Source organism: Variovorax sp. LG9.2, from assembly GCF_035018885.1.
Lineage (GTDB): Bacteria > Pseudomonadota > Gammaproteobacteria > Burkholderiales > Burkholderiaceae_C > Variovorax.
Window position 1 is genome coordinate 20,394 of the sequence record NZ_JASJXB010000019.1, and the last position, 19,389, is coordinate 39,782.

Genomic DNA, 19,389 nt, shown 5'->3' on the forward strand with positions numbered 1-19,389 from the left:
CACACATGGCCAATCTGAATCTGGGCAAGCAATGGGGTCTTCGTCGCATGGCGACGCCAGCGGGTCACTTCACGATGGTGGCGCTCGACCAGCGGCCACCCATCGCCAATCTGATCGGCAAGAAGCGGGGCATCGCTCCCGTCGATGTTGCTTTTGACGACATGATCGACGTCAAGCGAGTGCTGGTCGATGTACTGGGCCCGCAGGCGAGCGCCATGCTGTTCGATCCGAACTTTGCATTCCCGGCGGGATTGGAAAAGCTGCCGGCGCATACGGGCCTTGTCGTGACGCTCGAGGACCATCGCTTCAAGGACACGCCCGGCGGTCGCGTCTCGCATTCGATCAACAACTGGAGTGTCGAGAAGATCAAACGTGCTGGCGGTGACGGTGTGAAAGTGCTCGCCTGGTACCGGCCCGATGCCGAGCCGGATGTCATCGCACATCAGCAGCGGTATGTAGAAAAGATCGGCGCCGAGTGCCGCACCTTCGACATCCCGCTGGTGCTGGAACTGCTGGTCTACCCGTTTCCCAAGAGCGAGCGCCACACAACCGACTATGTGGAGTCGCCTGAAAAAATGCCCGAACTCGTGCTCGACAGCGTGCGTGAGTTCGCGAAGCCGAAGTACGGTGTTGATCTGTTCAAGCTCGAGAGTCCACTGCCCGGTGCCGGACTACCAGCCCATGGCGAAGACGATGTAGCGAGCAAGGCGCAAGCGTACTTCGACGACATGGGCGCGATCTGCAAAGACGCCGGAATTCCCTGGGTCATGCTGTCGGCCGGAGTGACGCCGAGCCAGTTCGTGAGAGTCATGCAGTACGCCTATGCGGCCGGTGCCAACGGCTTTCTGGCGGGCCGAGCCATTTGGTGGGAAGCCCTGCAGCATTTTCCGGACCTTGGTGCCTTCGAGGCACAGCTGCGTGCTGAAGGCATCGCTACCCTTCAGGAACTGTCGGCGCTCACTACGCGCGCAGGCAAGGGCTGGAAGGCGGACTACAGTGGCTTTGAAGCGATGCAATCCGAAGGCGAACTCTGCGCAAGCTACCTCTGACCTTAGCCGACAGGTCTCGCGCGAGGCGGCGCTGCTCGGGCCGTAAGCTCATGAGCCCAGAGTAGGCCTGGATCGGCAGGGCTTCGTTGTCGGTGTTGTCGCTGGTTTCGCTACTTTGCGCACGCTCACCTGCACGCCGTTAGTCATCGTGCCCTGTCACGGGGCGTCGCGGATATCGGCCGGAGGGTAGTACGGCTTGTCGGCCCTTGCATCGAGGCGTGCCCAGAAGTCCGCACCAGCCGCCAAGCCCCGCGCGTCGCGCTCCGCGTGCTGCCGCCAGATCGCCCACGAGTCGGGATGCAGTTGCGACGCGGCGTCGAACTGCGCCCTGGCTTCTGCCTCGCGGCCATCGCGCAGCAGCACCTGTCCTAACCTGAAGCGCGCGTGCGCTTCGGCGATGCCGGCATCGGGAACTTGCAGGCGCTTCAACACTTCGTCGGGGCTCATGACATGGCGGCTGGCCGAGCCGTTCAGTGCCCAGTCGCGCGCCGCGTCGAAGTACGCCGCTTTGGCGCGGGCGCGTCGGGCCAGCACCTCGGCCGGCAATGCATTCGTGGTTCGATCGCGTTCGTTGAAGCCGTCGGTCGAGCCGGCGCTCTCGGGCGGACGCACCATGCGGCCGGTCTCGTCGATCCACACCGCCTGCGGCACGTTGACCAGGTTGTAGAGCTCGGCGACGCGGTGCTCTCGATCGATCAGAGATGGGAAGGTGAGAGCGGCTGCTTCGATCCAGGGCCGTGCGGGCTCGGGCTCGTCGAGCGCGATCGCCAATACGGTAAAGCCGTGGTCTTTGGCCGCTTCATGCAGGGACTGCCACACGGGCAAGTCGAACCTGCAGCCTCACCAAGAGGCCCACGTGCTTAGAAATACTCGCTGCCCGCGCAAGTCCGACAGGCGATGCATGCGGCCTTCCAGGTCGGGTAGCTCGAAGTCCGGAGCCTGCAGGCTGTTCAGGGCATCGGCGCGATTGGCGGCGCCTTCGCCGAGCACCCACACGCGGCCGCTCTCGTCATGCACGACCGGCCAGCCGGCGTAGCGCCAGAAGGCGGCAAGATCGAGCCGGTCGCCATCGACCATCGGAGCGTCGGCGTTGCGCGGCACGGGCATGCAGGTGTCGTCGCGGCACAGGCCTTGCGGCTTCCATTCCCAGCCGGTGGCCTCGTGGATCTGGGTTGCGTCGAGCCACAGAGCGTCGGTGGCTGGCGCATCGGTGAGTGGTGCGTCCGAGATCACAGTCTCGCGCGTGTCGTGAAAGATGCGGATCATCTGCAGTACTCCGGGGCTCAAGAGGTGGATGGGGCGGGGACGGGACATCCTGCCACGGCAACTGGCGCAGGTCGGGTCGAGGGTCAATCCTTTTTGGCCAGCGGGGCCGAAGCCGGCCGCGCGAACAGGTTGTCCGCCACCCGATAGTGGTAGCCATAGAACTCTTCGAACCCGAGCTGGGCATACAGGCGCCGCGCGATTTCGTTCTGCTCACGCACCTGGAGGTAAGCAGACTCCGCGCCCTTCGTGCGGCCCCATTGCATCAGTGCGCAGGTGAGCACACGACCATGACCTTGCCCGCGTCGGTGCGGCGCCACGACGATGTCGTAGAAACCCACTGCGCCACGTTCCAGCACCGCCAGCCCAAAGCCGATGGCCTCGCCGTGGTCCTGCAAGGTGGCGAAGGCGCTCGGCAGCGCGATGGAGCGCACCATAGCGTGGTGCAGTTCGTGGTTCGTCGACGCGATGCCATTGGCCGCGGCGATGCCATCGAGCCAGTCAGCTGATGGTGCGGCTGAGATGTTCACTGATGCGTGCGGCGCCGCAGCACTCAGCGTCGCACGTGCCACCTGCGTCGGGTCGAAGAACGCGTATCCGGCATCGGCCAGTTCGCGGTCGGCCTCTGGCGTCGCCAACGGTGACAAACGGAAAACAGTCGGAAGTCCATGCTGCGCATAGAAGGTTTCCGCCGCGCCCCGCACGCCCTCGAAAGATGCGCCCGCATCGGCAGCGTTGACCGAGTTGGCACGCTTTGTATAGCCGCCGCTCATGCGAAACAGCCAGCCGTTGAAGAACACCGTCTCGCGCGCAGGCCACGCGTTGAAGCTGCGCTGTTCGAACGCGCGGACCATCGCGAGGTCGAGCAAGGTCACGCGTCCAGCCTCAAAGCATAGATCCGCGCCGTCACTTCCTGGCCGCCCATGATGTCCTTGATGCGATCGGTGAGTTGCCAGCCGCGTGATTCGTAGAAACCGATGGAGGCCGCGTTGTCGTCCAGCACGCGCAGGTGCATGTGCGTGGCGCCGCGGGCTTTGGCCCACTCTGCCGCGGCCGCGAGCAGGGCAGTGCCGGCGCCGGAGCCCTTTTGGTCGGGCATCGCGTGCAGGTTGTCGAGGTAGGCGCCGCCGGTGTCGTCAGGCGCCAGCACGCGGACGAAAGCCATCGGCTGACCGTTGCGTTCGGCGAGCAGCACGTTGCCGGTGTTGGCCCTGAGTTCGTCTGCGCGCGACTGCCAGAGCGCCAGGCTTTCGGCTGCCATCTCGTTGTCGAGGTAGGCATCGGAAAGCATGCCGCGGTAGGTGGTCGCCCGACTGCGGGTGTGGATGTCGGCGATGAGTGCGGCGTCAGAAGCGGTGGCCTTGCGCAGCACGATGGGTGGCCGCTGCTGCGTTTCCGTCCTACGTTCGAACACCACGTCCCACACGCCATGCCCCAGCTTGATGCCGCGGTTCTCGAACTTGGTGAGCGGGCGGTAAGCGGGCTTGGGGGCATAGCCACTGGCATCGACCGCCGTATTGCGCAGCAGCGGTTCGTGCGCGAGCACTTCGAGGATCTGCTCGGCGTAGGGCTGCCAGTCGGTCGCGCAATGCAGGTAGCCGCCGGGCTTGAGGTGCGCGGCCAGCTTGGCGACGAAGGGCGACTGCAGCAGGCGCCGCTTGTTGTGGCGCTTCTTGTGCCACGGGTCGGGGAAGAACACATGCACGCCGTCGAGCGTGTCGGGCTGCAGCATGTGGTCGAGCACCTCGACCGCGTCGTGGGCGCAGATGCGGATGTTGGTCAGATGCTGTTCGCCGATGCGCTTGAGCAGGGCGCCCACGCCGGGCTCGTGCACTTCGCAGCACAGGAAGTTGGTGTCGGGCATGGTCGCGGCGATGGATGCAGTGGCTTCACCCATGCCGAAGCCGATCTCGAGCACGGTCGGCGCCGCGCGGCCGAACACGGTGGCGAGGTCGATCGACTGTTCGCTGTACGGCAGCAGGTACAGCGGACCCAGTTCGGTAAAGGCGCGCGCCTGACCGTCGGTGGTGCGGCCGGCGCGGCGCACGAAGCTTTTCAGGCGACGATGCAACGGATGGGTCGGGTCCGAGGATGGCGTCGGGTCTTTGGGGTCTTGGGGGGTGTCGGGCAGTTGGGTCATCACGGCGGCGGATTGTAGAGAGCGGCCCATTGCGGAACCCATGATGTGAGCGCGTCAGACGGCGATATCGCTTGTTGTGCGGGGGGCAGGCCGAGAACCCGCGCCGCCTTGTCGAGCTCGGCCAGCGCGGCTTGCGGCGTGCGGGTGTCGAACGAAGCCGCGCCTGTCTGCTTCGACAGTTTCTCGCCATCGGCACCGAGCACCAGCGGCGTGTGCAGATAGCGCGGCGTTGGCAGGCCCAGTGCGCACTGCAGCAATAGCTGGCGTGCGGTGTTGTCGGTCAGGTCTTCGCCGCGCACGACGTCGGTGACGTGCTGTTCGGCATCGTCGACCACTACGCGCAGTTGATAGGCCCATGGTCCGTCGGCGCGGCGCAGTACGAAGTCGCCGACCTCCTGCGCCACGTCTTGCCATTGCGGGCCGAGCCGGCGGTCGATCCAGGTGACGCCCTCGGTCGGGTGCGCGGCTTCGAATCGCGCCGTGGCAAAGCGCCAGGCACGCGCCGGCTTGCCATGCAGTCCGTTGCGACAGGTGCCCGGGTACACGCGCTCGCCATGGCGCGTGTGCGGCACACCCTGCTGCGCGAGTGCGGCATCGATCTCGGCGCGAGAGCAGGCGCAAGGGTAGGCAAGGCCGGCGGCCACCAATCGATCGAAAGCCTGTTGGTAAGCCGGCAGGCGTTGCGTCTGCCAAACCGGCGGCTCATCGGACACGAGCGCACATGCGGCCAATTGTTCGAGGATGCTTTCACCCACACCGGGCAGGCACCGCTCTGTGTCGCCGTTTTCCATGCGCACCAGCCAACGACTGCCTTGCGCACGCGCATCGAGCCAGCTTGCCAGCGCGGCGACCAGCGAGCCCGCGTGCAGCGGGCCGGTGGGAGAGGGGGCGAACCGCCCGGTGCGGACAGCGCGCCCCGATGCGGTCACAGTGCGGCGAGAGCGAGCGAGAGTCCGGACAGAAAAGCGTCTTCGACCCGATGACCCATGCACCAGTCGCCGGCGATGCCGATGCGGGCTTTCGCATCCCACAGGTGCGACTTGCCGACCGGCACTTGGGTCTGCGCCTCGGCCCAGCAGCGCGTCTTGGCAAATGAAGGTTCGGCACGGATCCCAGTGATCTCGGAGAAGGCGCGCAGCAGCTTGGCCTCGATGCGGGCGCTGTCGTCGCGCAAGTGTTCTTGCGACCAAGGTGCGCTGGCTTGCAAGGTCCAGCGTTCGACACGCTCGCGTCCCGGCTTGGACGATTCGCGCGTGAGCCAGGCGACGCGATGGTGCGTGCTGCGCGCCGCGTTCCACTGCGGACCGAGGTGCGACATGTTGGCCTGGTTGGCCTGCGGAAACGCGATCATCAAGGTCCAGCATGGCGCGATGCGGACCTTCTCGATCTTCTGCGTGATCGTGGGCGAATGGGTGCCGAGCAGCTGCCGTGCGCGTGAAGGTGGCACCGCGAGCAACACCGCATCGAAGCCCGAATACACATGCACCGAATCGTCGGCGCCGGCGGTGCGCAATTGCCAGCGCTTGCCGTCGATGGTGTCGCGCTCGATCTGCACGACGTGCGTGTCGGTGACGACGCTGCTGCCCAGCGGCACAGCCCATTGCGCGACCAGCGCATCCATGCCCGGCTGCGCCACCCAATGCGGCTCCCGCGACGGCAGCGCGGCTTCAGCGACGAGACCATGGGCATCCAGCACGCGCACGGCGTTGGCGCTCCATCGCTTGCACAGGCCGGGCGCGGTTTCGATGGCGGCGGCGAAGCGCGGATCGCGCACGGTGAAGTACTGCGCGCCGGTGTCGAAGCGGCCGAACTGCGTCTTGTCGCTCGCCATGCGGCCGCCGACCTGCGACTCGCGCTCGAACACCGTGACGCGGTGACCGGCCTGCACCAGCGTGCGCGCGGCGGCAATGCCCGCGATGCCGGCGCCGATGACGGCGTAATGGCGCTCGGCCATCTTCGGCTTCGCAGTAGACGTCGAGGTCGAAGCCAAAGTTGCAGTGGTTTTGAGGGCCGGGGAGATGGCGCTTCGATGGCGCTTGGCAGTTGGGCTTTTGGTCATGGAAGGTCTCTCTTTTTTTGACGGGATGAATGACAGTCGGCTTGCACTCTACATCGGCTTCAGCGGCCCCGGTGCCACCCGAGCAGCGCCTTGCGAGTTCCCTCGTGGTCGAACTGCGCGAGCCACCATTCGAGGGCGCGGCCGGGCTTGCCTGCGCTGGGCACGCGCCAGGCGCAATGCATGGTCGCAACGGGCAACACACGCGAGGTCGAACGCTCGACCAGATGGCCGGCCTCGATGTAAGGGCGTGCCATCGGCTCGGGCAAAAAGCCACCGCCGAGCCCATGCAGTTGGGCGGCCAACTTGGCTGCCATCGAGCCGACGGTGAGCACGTCTTGCCCACCGACGAGGTTGACCGTCATGGTGGGCCCGGAGCGCGACGAATCGGCTGCGGCCACCGCACGATGCTGTCGCAGCACCTCGTCGGTCAGCACGCCTTCGAGGCGTGCCAGCGGATGCTGCGGCGCGACGGCGTAGACGAAGCGCAACTCGCCGATCGGGCGGCTGCGGATGCCTGTCGCGGTGAAGGCCAGGCTGGCGGCATCGAGCACGCTGCCGATGGCCAGGTCGGCCTCACCCGTCGTCAATGCCTCGATGGTGCCGAGCAGCGTTTCGTCACGCAGCTTCAGGCGCGTGGGTGGATCGATCGCATAAAAGGCACAGGCGAGATCGAGGATCGGTTCGCGCGGGATCACGCTGTCGATCGCCACCGTGAGCATCGGTTCCCAGCCGGTTGCGACCCGCTTCACGCGGTTGGCGACGGCATCGATTTCATTGAGCATGCGGCCCGCTTCGCGCAGCAACTCCGTGCCGGCTTCGGTGAGGCGAGCTTGCCTTGCGCTGCGGTCGAAGAGAAGCACGTCGAGCGCGTCTTCGATCTGCCGCACGCGATAGCTGAGCGCGCTCGGCACCAAGTTGAGTGCGCGGGCGGCGCCGGCAAAACTGCCGGTGCTCACGACGGTCTGCAGCATCGACAACGCGTCGGGGGTCAAGACATCACGAGGGGTTGGCATGGCCGATCATCGTTCAAATAATTTGAATGGTGCCATCAAATCGCGATGCTTTTGCAAGTGACAACCCGGCATAAAGTCACTTCTATCCGCTACGCATACGGCGCGGCAGTTAGCAAGGCCCCTCGACAGGGGCAGAGGTAATCCAAATGTTGACAGTCAGGAAATCACAGGAACGCGGCTATGCAGACCATGGCTGGCTGCGCTCGTTTCACAGCTTCTCTTTTGCGGGCTACTACGACCCGGCGCACATGGGCTTCGGCAACCTGCGCGTCATCAACGAAGACCGCGTGGCGGCGGGTGGCGGCTTTGGCACCCACGGCCACAAAGACATGGAAATCATCAGCTACGTGCTGTCGGGCGAACTCGCTCACAAAGACAGCATGGGCAACGTGAAGTCCATTCCGCCGGGCGACGTGCAACGCATGAGCGCAGGGCGCGGCGTGCAGCACAGCGAGTTCAATCACAAGGCCGACGAGACCACGCACTTTTTGCAGATCTGGATCGAGCCCAAGGAGCGCGGTGTGGCGCCCGGCTACGAGCAGAAGAAGTTCGACGACGCCGAAAAGCGCGGCAAGCTGCGCCTCGTCGCATCGCCGGACGGTGCCGAAGGCTCGGTCAGCATGAACGCCGATGCGCGGTTGTTCGCAGGCCTCATCGACGGCGACGAGAAGGCAAGCCTCACGCTCGACCCGACGCGCAAGAGCTACGTGCAACTGGTGCGCGGCGAGCTCGAAGTGAACGGCCAGAAGTTGTCGGGCGGCGACGCCGCGATGATCGAAGGCGAGTCGAAGATCGAACTCGGTGCCGGCAAGGATGCCGAAGTGCTGGTATTCGACCTCGCCGCTTAGTCCCAGAGGGCCGTCTACGGACGGCCCTTTCTCTTGTCAGACCCTTTTCTCTTTTTTTCAACTCAGGAGTATTTCAATGGCCTCAACCACCGCACCCATGTCGTCGTCCGGCGTCACCACCACCTCGATGCAAGACGTTCTGGCGCTCGTCGGCCGCATCCTGATCGCGTACCTGTTCATTCCTGCAGGCATCGGCAAGCTCATGGGCTTCGCCGGCACCGTCGGTTACATCACCTCGGCCGGCCTGCCGTTGCCCGAAGTGGCCGCGGTGATCGCGATCATCGTGGAACTGGGCTTCGGCATCGCGCTGCTGCTCGGCTTCAAGACCCGCATCGTCGCCATCGTGCTGGCTGTGTTCACCGTGGCTGCTGCGCTGGCTTTCCACAAGTACTGGGCTGCCCCTGACGCGATGAAGATGATGCAGACCATCAATTTCAACAAGAACATCGCCATTGCCGGTGGACTGCTTGCGCTCGCTGCTTTCGGTGCCGGCCGTTTGAGCATCGACAAGCGCTGAGTCGCTGCATCCACTCCACCCAACACGTCCATCTCCGAAGGAATCAACATGTCCAAGATCGCAGTCGTTTTTCATTCCGGCTACGGCCATACCCTGCGCATGGCGCAAGCCGTGGCAGAAGGCGCCGGCGCCGAGCTGGTGCAGATCGATGCCGACGGCAACTTGCCTGAAGGCGGCTGGGAGACCTTGGCAGCAGCCGATGCCATCGTCATGGGCTCGCCGACCTACATGGGCAGTGTGAGCTGGCAGTTCAAGAAGTTTGCGGACGCCTCGTCCAAGCCATGGTTCTCGCAAGCCTGGAAAGACAAGATGTTCGCCGGCTTCACCAACAGCGCCACCATGAACGGCGACAAGCTCTCGACGCTGCACTACCTTTTCACGCTGGCAATGCAGCAGGGCGGTCTCTGGGTCGGCACGGCCATCATGCCGAGCAACAGCAAGGCGGCGCAACGCAACGATGTCAACTACGTCGGTTCGTTCAGCGGCGCCATGGCGCAGTCGCCATCGGATTCGTCGCCGGCCGAAATGCAGCAGGGCGACCTCGACACCGCACGCCTGTTCGGCGAGCGCGTGGCCAAGGCCAGCGCACGCTGGGCTTCTGCAAAAGCCTGATGCAACATGTCGGCCATGACTGCACCTCAACTGCTGACACCGGCCGACAAAGACCTCGGCGGCGGCTTTAAAGTTCGCCGCCTTTTGCCCTCGGCCAAGCGCCGATCGGTCGGGCCTTTCGTGTTCTTCGATCACTTCGGCCCCGCCACCGAAACACCGGGCAGCGAGCACGATGTGCGGCCGCATCCGCACATCGGCCTGGCCACGGTCACCTATCTTTTCGAGGGCGCGATGATGCATCGCGACAGCCTCGGCAATACGCAGGAAATTCGCCCCGGCGCCATCAACTGGATGACGTCGGGTCGCGGCATCGTGCACTCCGAGCGCAAGCCGGACCAGCTCAAGGCCGACACCTACGTCAACCACGGCTTGCAGCTATGGGCCGCCCTGCCGCTGGCGCATGAAGAGGCCGAGCCCAATTTCGCGCACACGGCTGCAGCGGACATCCCATCGTGCGAAGAGCAGGGCGCCAAGGTGCGCGTGCTCGTCGGCAGCGCGTTCGGCGAGACATCGCCGGTCAAGACGTATGCGCCGACCGTCTACCTCGATGTGCAGTTGAAGGCCGGCGCGAGTTTCGTACTGCCGGCGCTGGCACCCGAGCTCGCGGTGTACGCGGTCGATGGCGATGTGTCGGTCGACGGCACCGCTGTGCCAGCGCACACGATGGCGTTTCTTCAGGAAGGTGCGGGAGCCACGCTGCACGCATCGGCCGATTTGCAACTCGTGGTGATCGGCGGCGAGCCGCTCGACGGGCCGCGCTACATCACCTGGAACTTCGTTTCGAGCCGTCGGGAGCGAATCCTGCAGGCCGGCGCCGACTGGTCCGCCCAGCGCATGGGCCATGTGCCAGGCGAGACGGAGTTCATTCCGCTGCCGGGGCACCCGTTCGGGGCTCAGGAGCCGGACGTTAAAAGCACGCCCGTCTGATCGTCGGCTCGGATCGCCCCCCAGGGCCGATCGTTCTTTGCTTACTCGTTGACTGCCGGGGTGGCGTCGATTGGCGGCTGGGGCAGTTCGAGACCCGGCAACGCCGTCTCACCCTTGCGGCCACGCCAGGCCGAGAAGATCACGCCCGCCAGCAACAGCACGCACAGACCGATGAACGCGCCGCTGATCGGCCGCGTCACGAACACCGTCATGTCACCGCGCGAGAGCAACAGCGCACGGCGGAAATTCTCTTCGACCATCGGCCCGAGGACGAAGCCCAGCAGAATTGGTGCGACCGAGAATTCGAGTGACATCAGCAACGCGCCGATCAGTCCGAAGGCCAGCACTTCCCAGATCTGGAACAGGCTGTTCTGCGTGCTGTAGACGCCCACCGCAATGAAGAACATCGCAGCTGGAAACAGGTACTTGTAGGGCACGCGCAGGAGCTTGACCCAGACGCCGATGAGCGGCACGTTGAGCACCACCAGAATGACGTTGCCGATCCAGAAGCTGGCGATCAGGCCCCAGAAAATGTCCGGATGCTCGGTGATCAGTTGCGGGCCCGGCTGGATGCCCTGAATCAGCAGCGCACCGAGGATCAGTGCCATCACTGCGTCGCCCGGAATGCCCAGGCTCATCGTCGGGATGAAGTCGACCTGCGTCTTGGAGTGGGCCGAAGCCTCGGGTCCCGCCACGCCTTCGATCATGCCGGTGCCGAACTTGTGCGGCGTCTTCGAGATCTTGCGTTCCAGCGCGTACGCGATGAAGGTCGTGATGGTCGGGCCGGTGCCCGGCATCGCACCGAACACGGTGCCGACGAGGGTGCCGCGAATCATCGCCGGGAAGGCACGCTTCAGCTCGGCTTTGCTCGGACGCATGTCGGCCAAGGTGAGCTTGGCGCTGCTGCCGACGGCTTTCATGCGGTTCACGTTGAGCAGGAAGTCGGCCACGCCGAACAGGCCCATCGAAATCGCGGTGAGCTCGAGCCCGTCGCTCAGCTCGGGCAGGCCGAAGGCAAAGCGGAAGCTGCCGCTGTTGACGTCGGTACCGACCACGCCGCACAGCAGGCCGAAGAGCGTCATCGCCACGCCCTTGAGCGGCGAGCCGCGCGACATGGTGGAGCCGGCCAGCAAGCCCAGCAACATGATCGAGAAGATCTCGGTCGGGCCGAACTTGAAGGCGATCTGCACCAACAACGGCGACGCGAAGATCATGACGATGATCCCGACCGACGCCGCGAAGAACGAGGCGATCATCGTGATGCCCAGCGCGACCCCGCCCTTGCCCTGCTTGGTCATCGGGTACCCGTCGAGACAGGTCACCGCATGCGGCGGATGCGAGGGCATGTTGAGCAAGATGGCGCCGATGGCACCGCCGTACTGCGAGCCGTAGAAGATGCCGGCCAGCATCAGGATCGCGGGCACCGGATGCATCACGTAAGTGAGCGGCAGCAGGATGGAGATGGCTTGGAGCGCGCCCATGCCAGGCAGCACGCCGATCAAATTGCCGACCAGCACGCCAAAAAAAGACCACAGCAGGTTGGTGCCCTGAAAGGCGACGCCGAAGCCGAACCAGAGGTCATGAAGCGATTGCGAAATCATGGTGTCAGCCGCCCCACTGGAAGAGCGGCAGCTGCAGTTGCAGCGCCCACCAGAACACCACCACGGCGATGGCCGACATGGCGAGCGACAGCAGTCCGGCTTCGATCAGCGTGTTGTCGCGGTCGCCCAGCGCCGAGATGAAGACGATGGCGAAGGTCGCCGGCAGCAGGCCGCCGTACACGCCCAGCAGCAAGAAGGCCAGGATGGCCAGCACGATGCAGACACCACCGCGAATGTCCGGCATGCCGCCGGGATGACCGTGCGACACGGCAGGTTCTGCGGATGGCTTCGGGTTGCGCGCGGACGCAGCGATCATGACGCCGACCAGCGCCAGCAGCGAGCCCAGCGCGACCGGGAAGAAGCCCGGCCCCATGCGCGCGAGTTGGCCGACGCGGTAGTCGACGCCGGCGACTGCGGCAGCGACGCCGACCAGCACCATCAGCGCGCCGCCGTAGTAATCCTTCTTGAACCGGGCCTTGAGGGGCGATGTCGCCCCGGGCGTACCGGCGTGCTGCTCTTGCATAGGTCTCCTTCGATTGAAGGAAGCAGTCTAGAAATGGAGCCTTTCAATCGGCTTTCGATGGGCTCTCTGCCGCCCTGTCGGCGCTCAAAATACGTGTAATCACTTAAGGTTCACTAAGGGTAAACGAAGGGTCGCACGGAGCCCCGCACCCGCTGTGCTGGCAGGTCCGCTCGCGCCGTCCGCACTTCCGGCATCCGCCAGTTCGATGTCGCCGTGGTTGCGGCGCGCGTAGCTGCGCGCGATGGTGAGCCCGAGGCCTGCGCCCTGCGTGGCGCGCGCCTCGCTCGACGCGTCTCGCTGAAAGCGCTGGAACACGCTGGCACGCCGATCTGCGCTGATGCCCGGTCCGCTGTCGCAGACCTCGGCCAGCGCGTAGCGCGCATCGCGCCGTACGGACACGGTGATGCTGCCGCCGCGCGGCGTGTACTTGATGGCGTTGTGCACGAGGTTCGACAGCACCTCGTGGAGTTCGGCTTCGTTCGCATGCACGGGCAGCACCGGCCGCGTGGGTTCGCCGTCTGCATCGCCCGCTGCGGCTTCACCCGTGCGCTCGAAGGGGAGGTCGCCACGCGCATCGATCCAGCCCAGATCCTGATCGTTTTCCCGCGCGAGCGGCAGGTACTGAAGCACCACGGCGCGCGCCACGGCGTTGAGGTCGACGAGCGCGGGCGCGCCACCCGCGTTGTCCTGGTGCGTCGCATGTGCCAATGCCAGCAATTGCTCGCTGAGCCGGCGCGTGCGCGCCAGTTGCGTCACGATGGCGCGCAGCGATTCGCGCATGCGCTCGGGGTCGGTTTCACGCACTGCATAGCCGGCCTGGATCGACAGGATCGCAAGCGGCGTGCGCAGTTGATGCGATGCATCCGCAAGGAACTGCGAATGCTCCGCCACCATCGTGCGGTGGCTTTCGATGTGGTGGTTGACGGCGTCGACCAGCGGCATCACCTCCTGCGGCATGCCGGTCGGGTCGAGCGGCTGCAGGTCGTCGGGCTGACGCTCGCGCAGGGAGGCGCGCAGCCGTTCGAGCGGGCGCATCGTCCATGCGACGCCCATCCAGATGAGCAGCGTGACGACCACCAGCATGCGGGTGTCGCGCCACAGTTCCTGTTGCAGCGATTCGTTCACGGCACGCGCGCGCGGGCCGGTGCTTTCGGCCGCCTGGATCAGCACCTGCCAGGCGGCGTTGCTGCTGCTGTCGCCGGCGCCTTGGATGTCGTGAGTGCCGCGGGTGTCGTACACGGTCTGACGCAGCGCCGCGATGCGCACCGGCCGCCCCTGGTACCAAGCGTCGTAGAAGACCGGCTTGCCTACGCTTTGCTCAGGCGGCGCGACCGGCGGCGGAGGCAAGTCGGGTACGCCCATGAGCGTGGTCTCCGGCCCGTCTGTGCCCACGGGCGTGATGCCGACATGCAGATGCTTGTAGCGCGCACTGGTCGCCGCGAACATCGCTTCGACCGAGAAGGCTTCATGCACCTGCACCTTGCCGTCTGGCCGCACGACGATGCTGTTGCCGAGCGCCTTGACCGGTTCCAGCAGGCTCTGGTCGTAGGCGTTGGCGACGGTTTCCGAAAGGGCGTGATAGTCGTTCCAGCTGTCGAGCGCGAGCAGCGCGACGATGCCCGGCAGCAGCAACGCGAGCAGCCGCGCCCGAATGCCGAAGCGACGCGGCTCAGTGTTCTTGTCAGCGCGCGTTGGAGACATCGACATCGACCACTGCATCCCCGGTGCTTTCGAGCATGTAACCCAGTCCGCGCACGGTGACGATGCGAACGTCGCTGCCCTCGAGCTTGCGCCGCAGCCGGTGCAGGACGACCTCGATGGCGTCGGGCCCCGCGGTACTGTCGTTGGTAAACACCTTGCCGAACAGGTTCGACTTGCTCACCGGTGCACCACTGCGCATCAAGAGGGCGGTGAGCGCGGCCTGTTCGCGCGGCGTCAGCGGCAGCAACGTGCCGCGCAGCGAGAAGGCATGGCTCTCGCCGTCGTACGACAGCGAGGCACATTGCATGCGCGGGTGCTGTCGTCCGCGACTGCGTCGGACCAATGCCGCAAGGCGCGCCTCGAGTTCGGCGACCTCGAAGGGCTTTGTCAGGAAGTCGTCGGCGCCGAGGTTGAGGCCGCGCACACGGTCTTGCAACGCGCCTTGCGCAGTCAGGATCAACACCGGCGTGCGGTTGTCGGCGTCCCGCATGTCGGCCAGCACGCTCATGCCGTGCTTGTCGGGCAGTTGCAGGTCGAGCACGATGGCGTCGTATTCGGTGCCGACCATGAAGGCCTCTGCCGTGCGGGCGTCGGGCGCGTGGTCGGCTACGAAGCCGCTTTGCGTCAGCGCGCGGACCAGCCAAGAGGCCATGTCGAGTTCGTCTTCAACCAGGAGGATGCGCATGGCGCGGACAATACCCGAGCCTGCCTGACGCCTACCTGCCGAGACTGGCAGGTGCGCGATCAGTGCTTGATTGCGAGGTCCGGGTCTTCGGGTGCGCGAGCGCTGGCGTGCGTCGAGCGCGCGCTCAGGTCGGGTGCGAGCGCCCGGCGGCCGTCGAAGACGAAGCAGTCGCCGCGGTAGTGCGCGCCGCCCACGGTCTCGAAGTATTTGAGGATGCCACCTTCGAGTTGAAGCACGTCGGCCACGCCTTCTTCGCGCATCAGGATGGCGGCTTTCTCGCAGCGGATGCCACCGGTGCAGAAGCTCACGACCGTCTTGCCGACCAGTGCTTCGCGATGCTCTTCGAGCGCTTGCGGAAACTGCGTGAACTTGTCGATGCGCCAGTCGACGGCGCCTTCGAACGTGCCTTCGTCGACTTCGAAGGCGTTGCGCGTGTCGAGCATGACGATCTGTTTGCCGCCATCGTCATGACCCTGGTCGAGCCAGCGCTTCAGCGTGAGCGCATCGACGCCCGGCGCACGACCGGCTGCGGGTTGAATCGCCGGATGGTCCATGCGGATGATCTCGCGCTTGCACTTCACGAGCATGCGACGAAACGGCTGTGTGGCGGACCAGCTTTCTTTGGTTTCGAGGTCGGCAAAACGTTCGTCTGCGCGCAGACCGGCCAGGAATCCGCGCACCGCCTCCGCCGCGCCGGCGAGAAAGAGGTTGATGCCCTCTGGCGCCAGCAAAATCGTGCCCATGAGGCCGGCCGACAGGGCGCGCGAACGCAGGTCTTCGCGCAGCATGGACGCGTCGTCGATGCCTACGAATTTGTAAGCGGCGATATTCAAAATTTCTTGCACAGCCCGCCATTTTAGAGAGCGCTGAATCGCATCGTGAAGTGCCGAGTTTCTACAATCGATCCATGTTCGTTCACCTCCGCCTGCACACCGAATTTTCCGTCGTCGACGGTACCAATCGAATCGACGAAGTCGTCGCCGCCGCCGCTGCCGACAAGCAGCCGGCGCTGGCCATCACCGACCTGAACAACCTGTTCGGTGCGGTCAAGTTCTACAAGGAAGCGCGCAGCAAAGGCGTCAAGCCCGTGCTGGGCTGCGAAGTCATGCTCGAAGGCCTCGGCGCCGAAATCGGTGCAGTGACGCGCATCGTCTTGCTGGTGCAAAACACCGAGGGTTATCTGCACCTCTCGGAGTTGCTGGCGCGCGCATGGACGCAGAACGTCGGCCGCGGTCAGTCGCAAGCGGTGTGCAAGCTGGCATGGCTCGAAGAGTTGCAGGGTGGGCTCATCTGCCTGTCGGGCGCGCAAGCCGGGCCGCTGGGCGCGCCGCTGTTGCAAGGCCACGCCGAGCGCGCAACGGCGGTCGCCTTGCAACTTGCCAGCCTGTTCCCGCATCGCTTCTATATCGAGTTGCAGCGCGCCGGTCGACCCGAAGACGAGCCGCACGTCATCGCCGCAGTGCAACTCGCTGCACGCCTTAAATTGCCGGTGGTCGCGACGCACCCGGTGCAGTTCGCAGACCGCGAGGGTTATGAGGCGCACGAGGCGCGCGTCTGCATTTCCGAAGGCGAAATTCTTGGCAATCCGCGCCGTGTTCGCAAGTTCACGCGGGAGCAATATTTCAAGTCGGTCGCAGAGATGGAAGTGCTTTTCGTCGACGTGCCGAGCGCTGTCGCCAACACGGTTGAAATTGCCAAGCGCTGCAACCTGACGCTGGTGCTCGGCAAGCCGCAGTTGCCGAACTTTCCGACGCCTGAGGTCGATGGCGTGCGCATGCCGATCGACGAGTTCTTCCGCGTCGAATCGTTCGAAGGACTGGAGGCGCGGCTGGCGCATCTGTACCCCGATCTCGCAAAGCGCGATGTCGAGCGGCCGCGCTATGTCGAGCGGCTCGAGTTCGAGATCAACACCATCCTGAAGATGGGTTTCCCCGGCTACTTTTTGATCGTGGGCGACTTCATCAAATGGGCTAAGAACAACGGCTGTCCGGTGGGGCCGGGCCGCGGTTCGGGCGCTGGCTCGCTCGTCGCTTATGCACTCAAGATCACCGACCTCGATCCGCTTGAATACAAGCTGCTGTTCGAACGTTTCCTGAATCCGGAACGCGTGTCGATGCCCGACTTCGACATCGACTTTTGCCAAGGCAATCGCGACCGGGTGATCGACTACGTGAAGGACAAGTACGGGCGCGACGCGGTGAGCCAGATCGCCACCTTCGGCACCATGGCCGCACGGGCCGCGATTCGCGACGTGGGCCGCGTGCTCGACATGAGCTACATGTTCTGCGATGGCATCAGCAAGCTCATCCCGAACAAGCCGGGACAGCCGGTGACGATCCAGTACCCACCCAACCCGAAGGTCGAGGGCGACAAGAACAACTACGCCATCGAGATGGAGCCGCAACTCGCGGCCCGCATCGAGAAGGAAGAAGAAGTTCGCATGCTGGTCGAGCTGGCGCAAAAGCTCGAAGGCATGACGCGAAACATCGGCATGCATGCGGGCGGTGTGCTCATCGCGCCCGGCAAGCTCACCGACTTTTGCCCGCTGTACCAGCAGCCCGGCAGCGACTCGGCGGTGAGCCAGTTCGACAAGGACGACGTCGAAGCGATCGGCCTGGTCAAGTTCGACTTCTTGGGACTCGCTACGCTGACGATCCTGGAGATCGCCAAGGACTTCATCATTGCGCGACACAAGGGGCAGGAGAAGTTCGCCTACGAGGACATCAAGCTCGACGACGCGCACACCTATCGCCTGTTCTCGGAAGGCAAGACGGAGGCGGTGTTCCAGTTCGAATCGCGCGGCATGCAGGGCATGTTGAAAGACGCGCGGCCGACGCGGCTCGAAGACCTGATCGCGCTCAATGCGTTGTATCGGCCGGGGCCGATGGACCTGATCCCGAGCTTCGTCGCGCGCAAGCACGGCCGCGAGCCGGTCGAGTACCCGCATCCGCTGGTCGAAGAGATGCTGTCGGAGACCTACGGGATCATGGTCTACCAGGAGCAGGTCATGCAGACCGCGCAGATCCTGGGCGGCTATTCTCTCGGTGGCGCCGACCTGCTGCGCCGCGCGATGGGCAAGAAAAAGCTCGAAGAAATGGCCGAGCACCGCGAGATTTTTAGGAAGGGCGCGGCGGTCAACAAAATCGGGCAAGAGAAGGCCGACGAGATCTTCGACCTGATGGAGAAGTTCGCGGGATACGGCTTCAACAAGTCGCATGCCGCTGCTTACTCGCTGCTGGCATATCACACCGGCTGGTTGAAGGTCCATTACACGGCCGAGTTCTTCTGCGCGAACATGACCGTTGAAATGGACGACACCGACAAGTTGAAGGTGCTGTTCGAAGACGCGATCAAGAACTTCGGCATCAGCTTCGAGCCGCCGGACGTGAACCGCGGCAACTACCGCTTCGAGCCGGTAACGGACAAGTCGATTCGCTATGGCTTGGGCGCCGTCAAGGGCACCGGGCAGTTCGCGGTCGAGGCGATCGTCAAGGCGCGCAACGCCGGCGGGCCTTTCAAGAGCCTGTTCGATTTTTGCGTGCGCGTAGATCGGCAGCGCATCAACAAGCGCACGGTCGAGGCGCTCATCAAGGCGGGCGCCTTCGACTCGATCCAGCAGAACCGCGCGTCGCTGATCGCGTCGGTCGACAAGGCCTTCGATTTCGCGAGCGCTACCGAAGCCAACGCTTCCCAGGTCGATATCTTCGGCGACAGCGAGCATGGCTCGGCGACGCAAGAGCCGGAGCTGGTCGACGCCACGCCATGGGGGGTGAAGGAGCGTTTGACACTCGAGAAGACGGCCGTCGGTTTCTATCTGTCGGGACACCTGTTCGACGAGGTCGCGCACGAGGTGCGGCGCTTCTGCAAGCGCGAGGTGGGTGACCTGATGGACAGCCGCGAACCGCAAATCATCGCGGGCATCGTGAGCGATTTTCGGGTCATCAACGGACAGCGTGGTCGGTTGGCGATCTTCAAGCTCGACGACAAGTCGGACTCGATCGACGCGACCGCCGACGAGGCACTTTTCAATGCCAATCGCAACACGCTGAAGGACGACGAACTGGTGATCGTGAGCGGCAAACTGCAGCCGGGTCGCGGAGGTTTCGAGGCGCGTTTTCAGGTGCAGCAGGTGTGGGACCTGGCCAGTGCGCGTTGCCGCTTCGGCAAGTTCCTGCGCGTGGCAGTCAATGGCAAGGCGCCAGACATTGCGCGTATCGCCCGGGACTTTCCACCGCGCACCGAGATGGGCGAGCATGGTGAATTGCGGCAGGGGCTGCCGGTGCGTTTGTCGCTGGCGCGGGGCGGGGCGCAGGTTGAATTGCAGCTGGGGGAAAGCGCGAAGTTCTTCCCGACCGATGCGGCGCTGGCCAGCTGGACGGCGCAGGCTGAAGCGGGCAAGGCCGCGGTGATCTACGAGTTGTAGATCACCGGCCCAGTCAACGCTTCGGCTT

The 19,389-nt window shown here is 64.8% G+C and carries 17 protein-coding genes and 1 pseudogene; 6 read left to right on the plus strand and 12 right to left on the minus strand.

The genetic code is table 11. The features are described 5' to 3' along the window. The first annotated feature begins 5 nt into the window (after nt 1-5). Nucleotides 6-1,049 (plus strand): tagatose 1,6-diphosphate aldolase, encoded by a 1,044-nt coding sequence (locus tag QN413_RS18275; RefSeq protein ID WP_323497996.1) that lies wholly within the window; start codon nt 6-8, stop codon nt 1,047-1,049. A gap of 156 nt (nt 1,050-1,205) precedes the next feature. Here QN413_RS18275 and QN413_RS18280 read toward each other — a convergent pair whose 3' ends face one another. The 7 genes and pseudogenes from QN413_RS18280 to QN413_RS18310 all read right to left on the minus strand — a co-directional run bounded on the left by QN413_RS18280 (nt 1,206) and on the right by QN413_RS18310 (nt 7,524). Then, nucleotides 1,206-2,315, minus strand: coding sequence for a TlpA disulfide reductase family protein (locus tag QN413_RS18280; protein WP_323497997.1), 1,110 nt, complete (start codon nt 2,313-2,315; stop codon nt 1,206-1,208). A gap of 83 nt (nt 2,316-2,398) precedes the next feature. Then, nucleotides 2,399-3,187, minus strand: coding sequence for a GNAT family N-acetyltransferase (locus tag QN413_RS18285; RefSeq protein ID WP_323497998.1), 789 nt, complete (start codon nt 3,185-3,187; stop codon nt 2,399-2,401). Further along, complete coding sequence (locus tag QN413_RS18290; RefSeq protein WP_323498054.1) at nt 3,184-3,603, minus strand: GNAT family N-acetyltransferase; 420 nt, start codon at nt 3,601-3,603, stop codon at nt 3,184-3,186. The genes QN413_RS18285 and QN413_RS18290 overlap by 4 nt, the downstream gene beginning before the upstream one ends. Nucleotides 3,604-3,711: 108 nt before the next feature. Continuing rightward, nucleotides 3,712-4,452, minus strand: a pseudogene (gene trmB, locus QN413_RS18295) (tRNA (guanosine(46)-N7)-methyltransferase TrmB); the annotation flags it as partial. Further along, entirely contained in the window at nt 4,452-5,381 is a 930-nt protein-coding gene (gluQRS, locus tag QN413_RS18300) for a tRNA glutamyl-Q(34) synthetase GluQRS (protein ID WP_323497999.1), read from the minus strand. The gene gluQRS and the pseudogene trmB, both read right to left, overlap by 1 nt. After that, entirely contained in the window at nt 5,378-6,406 is a 1,029-nt protein-coding gene (locus tag QN413_RS18305) for an NAD(P)/FAD-dependent oxidoreductase (RefSeq protein ID WP_323498055.1), read from the minus strand. Before QN413_RS18305 ends, gluQRS begins: the two co-directional genes overlap by 4 nt. A 164-nt stretch (nt 6,407-6,570) precedes the next feature. After that, nucleotides 6,571-7,524 carry a LysR family transcriptional regulator gene (locus QN413_RS18310; RefSeq protein WP_323498000.1) on the minus strand — a complete coding sequence of 318 codons (954 nt, stop codon included), beginning with the start codon at nt 7,522-7,524 and terminating at the stop codon, nt 6,571-6,573. 146 nt (nt 7,525-7,670) lie between these two features. Here QN413_RS18310 and QN413_RS18315 point away from each other — a divergent pair, with 146 nt between their 5' ends. The 4 genes from QN413_RS18315 to QN413_RS18330 all read left to right on the plus strand — a co-directional run bounded on the left by QN413_RS18315 (nt 7,671) and on the right by QN413_RS18330 (nt 10,428). Then, complete coding sequence (locus QN413_RS18315) at nt 7,671-8,372, plus strand: pirin family protein (RefSeq protein ID WP_323498001.1); 702 nt, start codon at nt 7,671-7,673, stop codon at nt 8,370-8,372. A gap of 76 nt (nt 8,373-8,448) precedes the next feature. Then, nucleotides 8,449-8,889 carry a DoxX family protein gene (locus QN413_RS18320; RefSeq protein ID WP_409052164.1) on the plus strand — a complete coding sequence of 147 codons (441 nt, stop codon included), beginning with the start codon at nt 8,449-8,451 and terminating at the stop codon, nt 8,887-8,889. 48 nt (nt 8,890-8,937) lie between these two features. Further along, the gene (locus tag QN413_RS18325; RefSeq protein ID WP_187052390.1) at nt 8,938-9,501 is read left to right on the plus strand and encodes a flavodoxin family protein; all 564 of its coding nucleotides are present in this window, start codon (nt 8,938-8,940) and stop codon (nt 9,499-9,501) included. 15 nt (nt 9,502-9,516) lie between these two features. Next, nucleotides 9,517-10,428 carry a pirin family protein gene (locus QN413_RS18330; RefSeq protein ID WP_323498002.1) on the plus strand — a complete coding sequence of 304 codons (912 nt, stop codon included), beginning with the start codon at nt 9,517-9,519 and terminating at the stop codon, nt 10,426-10,428. A 41-nt stretch (nt 10,429-10,469) separates the two neighbouring features. Here QN413_RS18330 and QN413_RS18335 read toward each other — a convergent pair whose 3' ends face one another. The 5 genes from QN413_RS18335 to QN413_RS18355 form a co-directional block, all read right to left on the minus strand. Continuing rightward, the gene (locus QN413_RS18335; protein WP_323498003.1) at nt 10,470-12,029 is read right to left on the minus strand and encodes a tripartite tricarboxylate transporter permease; all 1,560 of its coding nucleotides are present in this window, start codon (nt 12,027-12,029) and stop codon (nt 10,470-10,472) included. Between the two features lie 4 nt (nt 12,030-12,033). Next, nucleotides 12,034-12,552 carry a tripartite tricarboxylate transporter TctB family protein gene (locus QN413_RS18340; RefSeq protein WP_409052167.1) on the minus strand — a complete coding sequence of 173 codons (519 nt, stop codon included), beginning with the start codon at nt 12,550-12,552 and terminating at the stop codon, nt 12,034-12,036. Between the two features lie 99 nt (nt 12,553-12,651). Further along, on the minus strand, nt 12,652-14,259 hold the full coding sequence (locus QN413_RS18345) for a sensor histidine kinase (protein WP_323498004.1): 1,608 nt from the start codon (nt 14,257-14,259) through the stop codon (nt 12,652-12,654). After that, on the minus strand, nt 14,234-14,938 hold the full coding sequence (locus QN413_RS18350) for a response regulator (RefSeq protein ID WP_323498005.1): 705 nt from the start codon (nt 14,936-14,938) through the stop codon (nt 14,234-14,236). Before QN413_RS18350 ends, QN413_RS18345 begins: the two co-directional genes overlap by 26 nt. A gap of 59 nt (nt 14,939-14,997) precedes the next feature. Then, on the minus strand, nt 14,998-15,783 hold the full coding sequence (locus QN413_RS18355) for a sulfurtransferase (protein ID WP_323498006.1): 786 nt from the start codon (nt 15,781-15,783) through the stop codon (nt 14,998-15,000). A 62-nt stretch (nt 15,784-15,845) separates the two neighbouring features. On the opposite strand from QN413_RS18355, the gene dnaE reads away from it, so the two are divergent. Continuing rightward, on the plus strand, nt 15,846-19,361 hold the full coding sequence (dnaE, locus tag QN413_RS18360; protein ID WP_323498007.1) for a DNA polymerase III subunit alpha: 3,516 nt from the start codon (nt 15,846-15,848) through the stop codon (nt 19,359-19,361). Nucleotides 19,362-19,389: the final 28 nt, after the last annotated feature.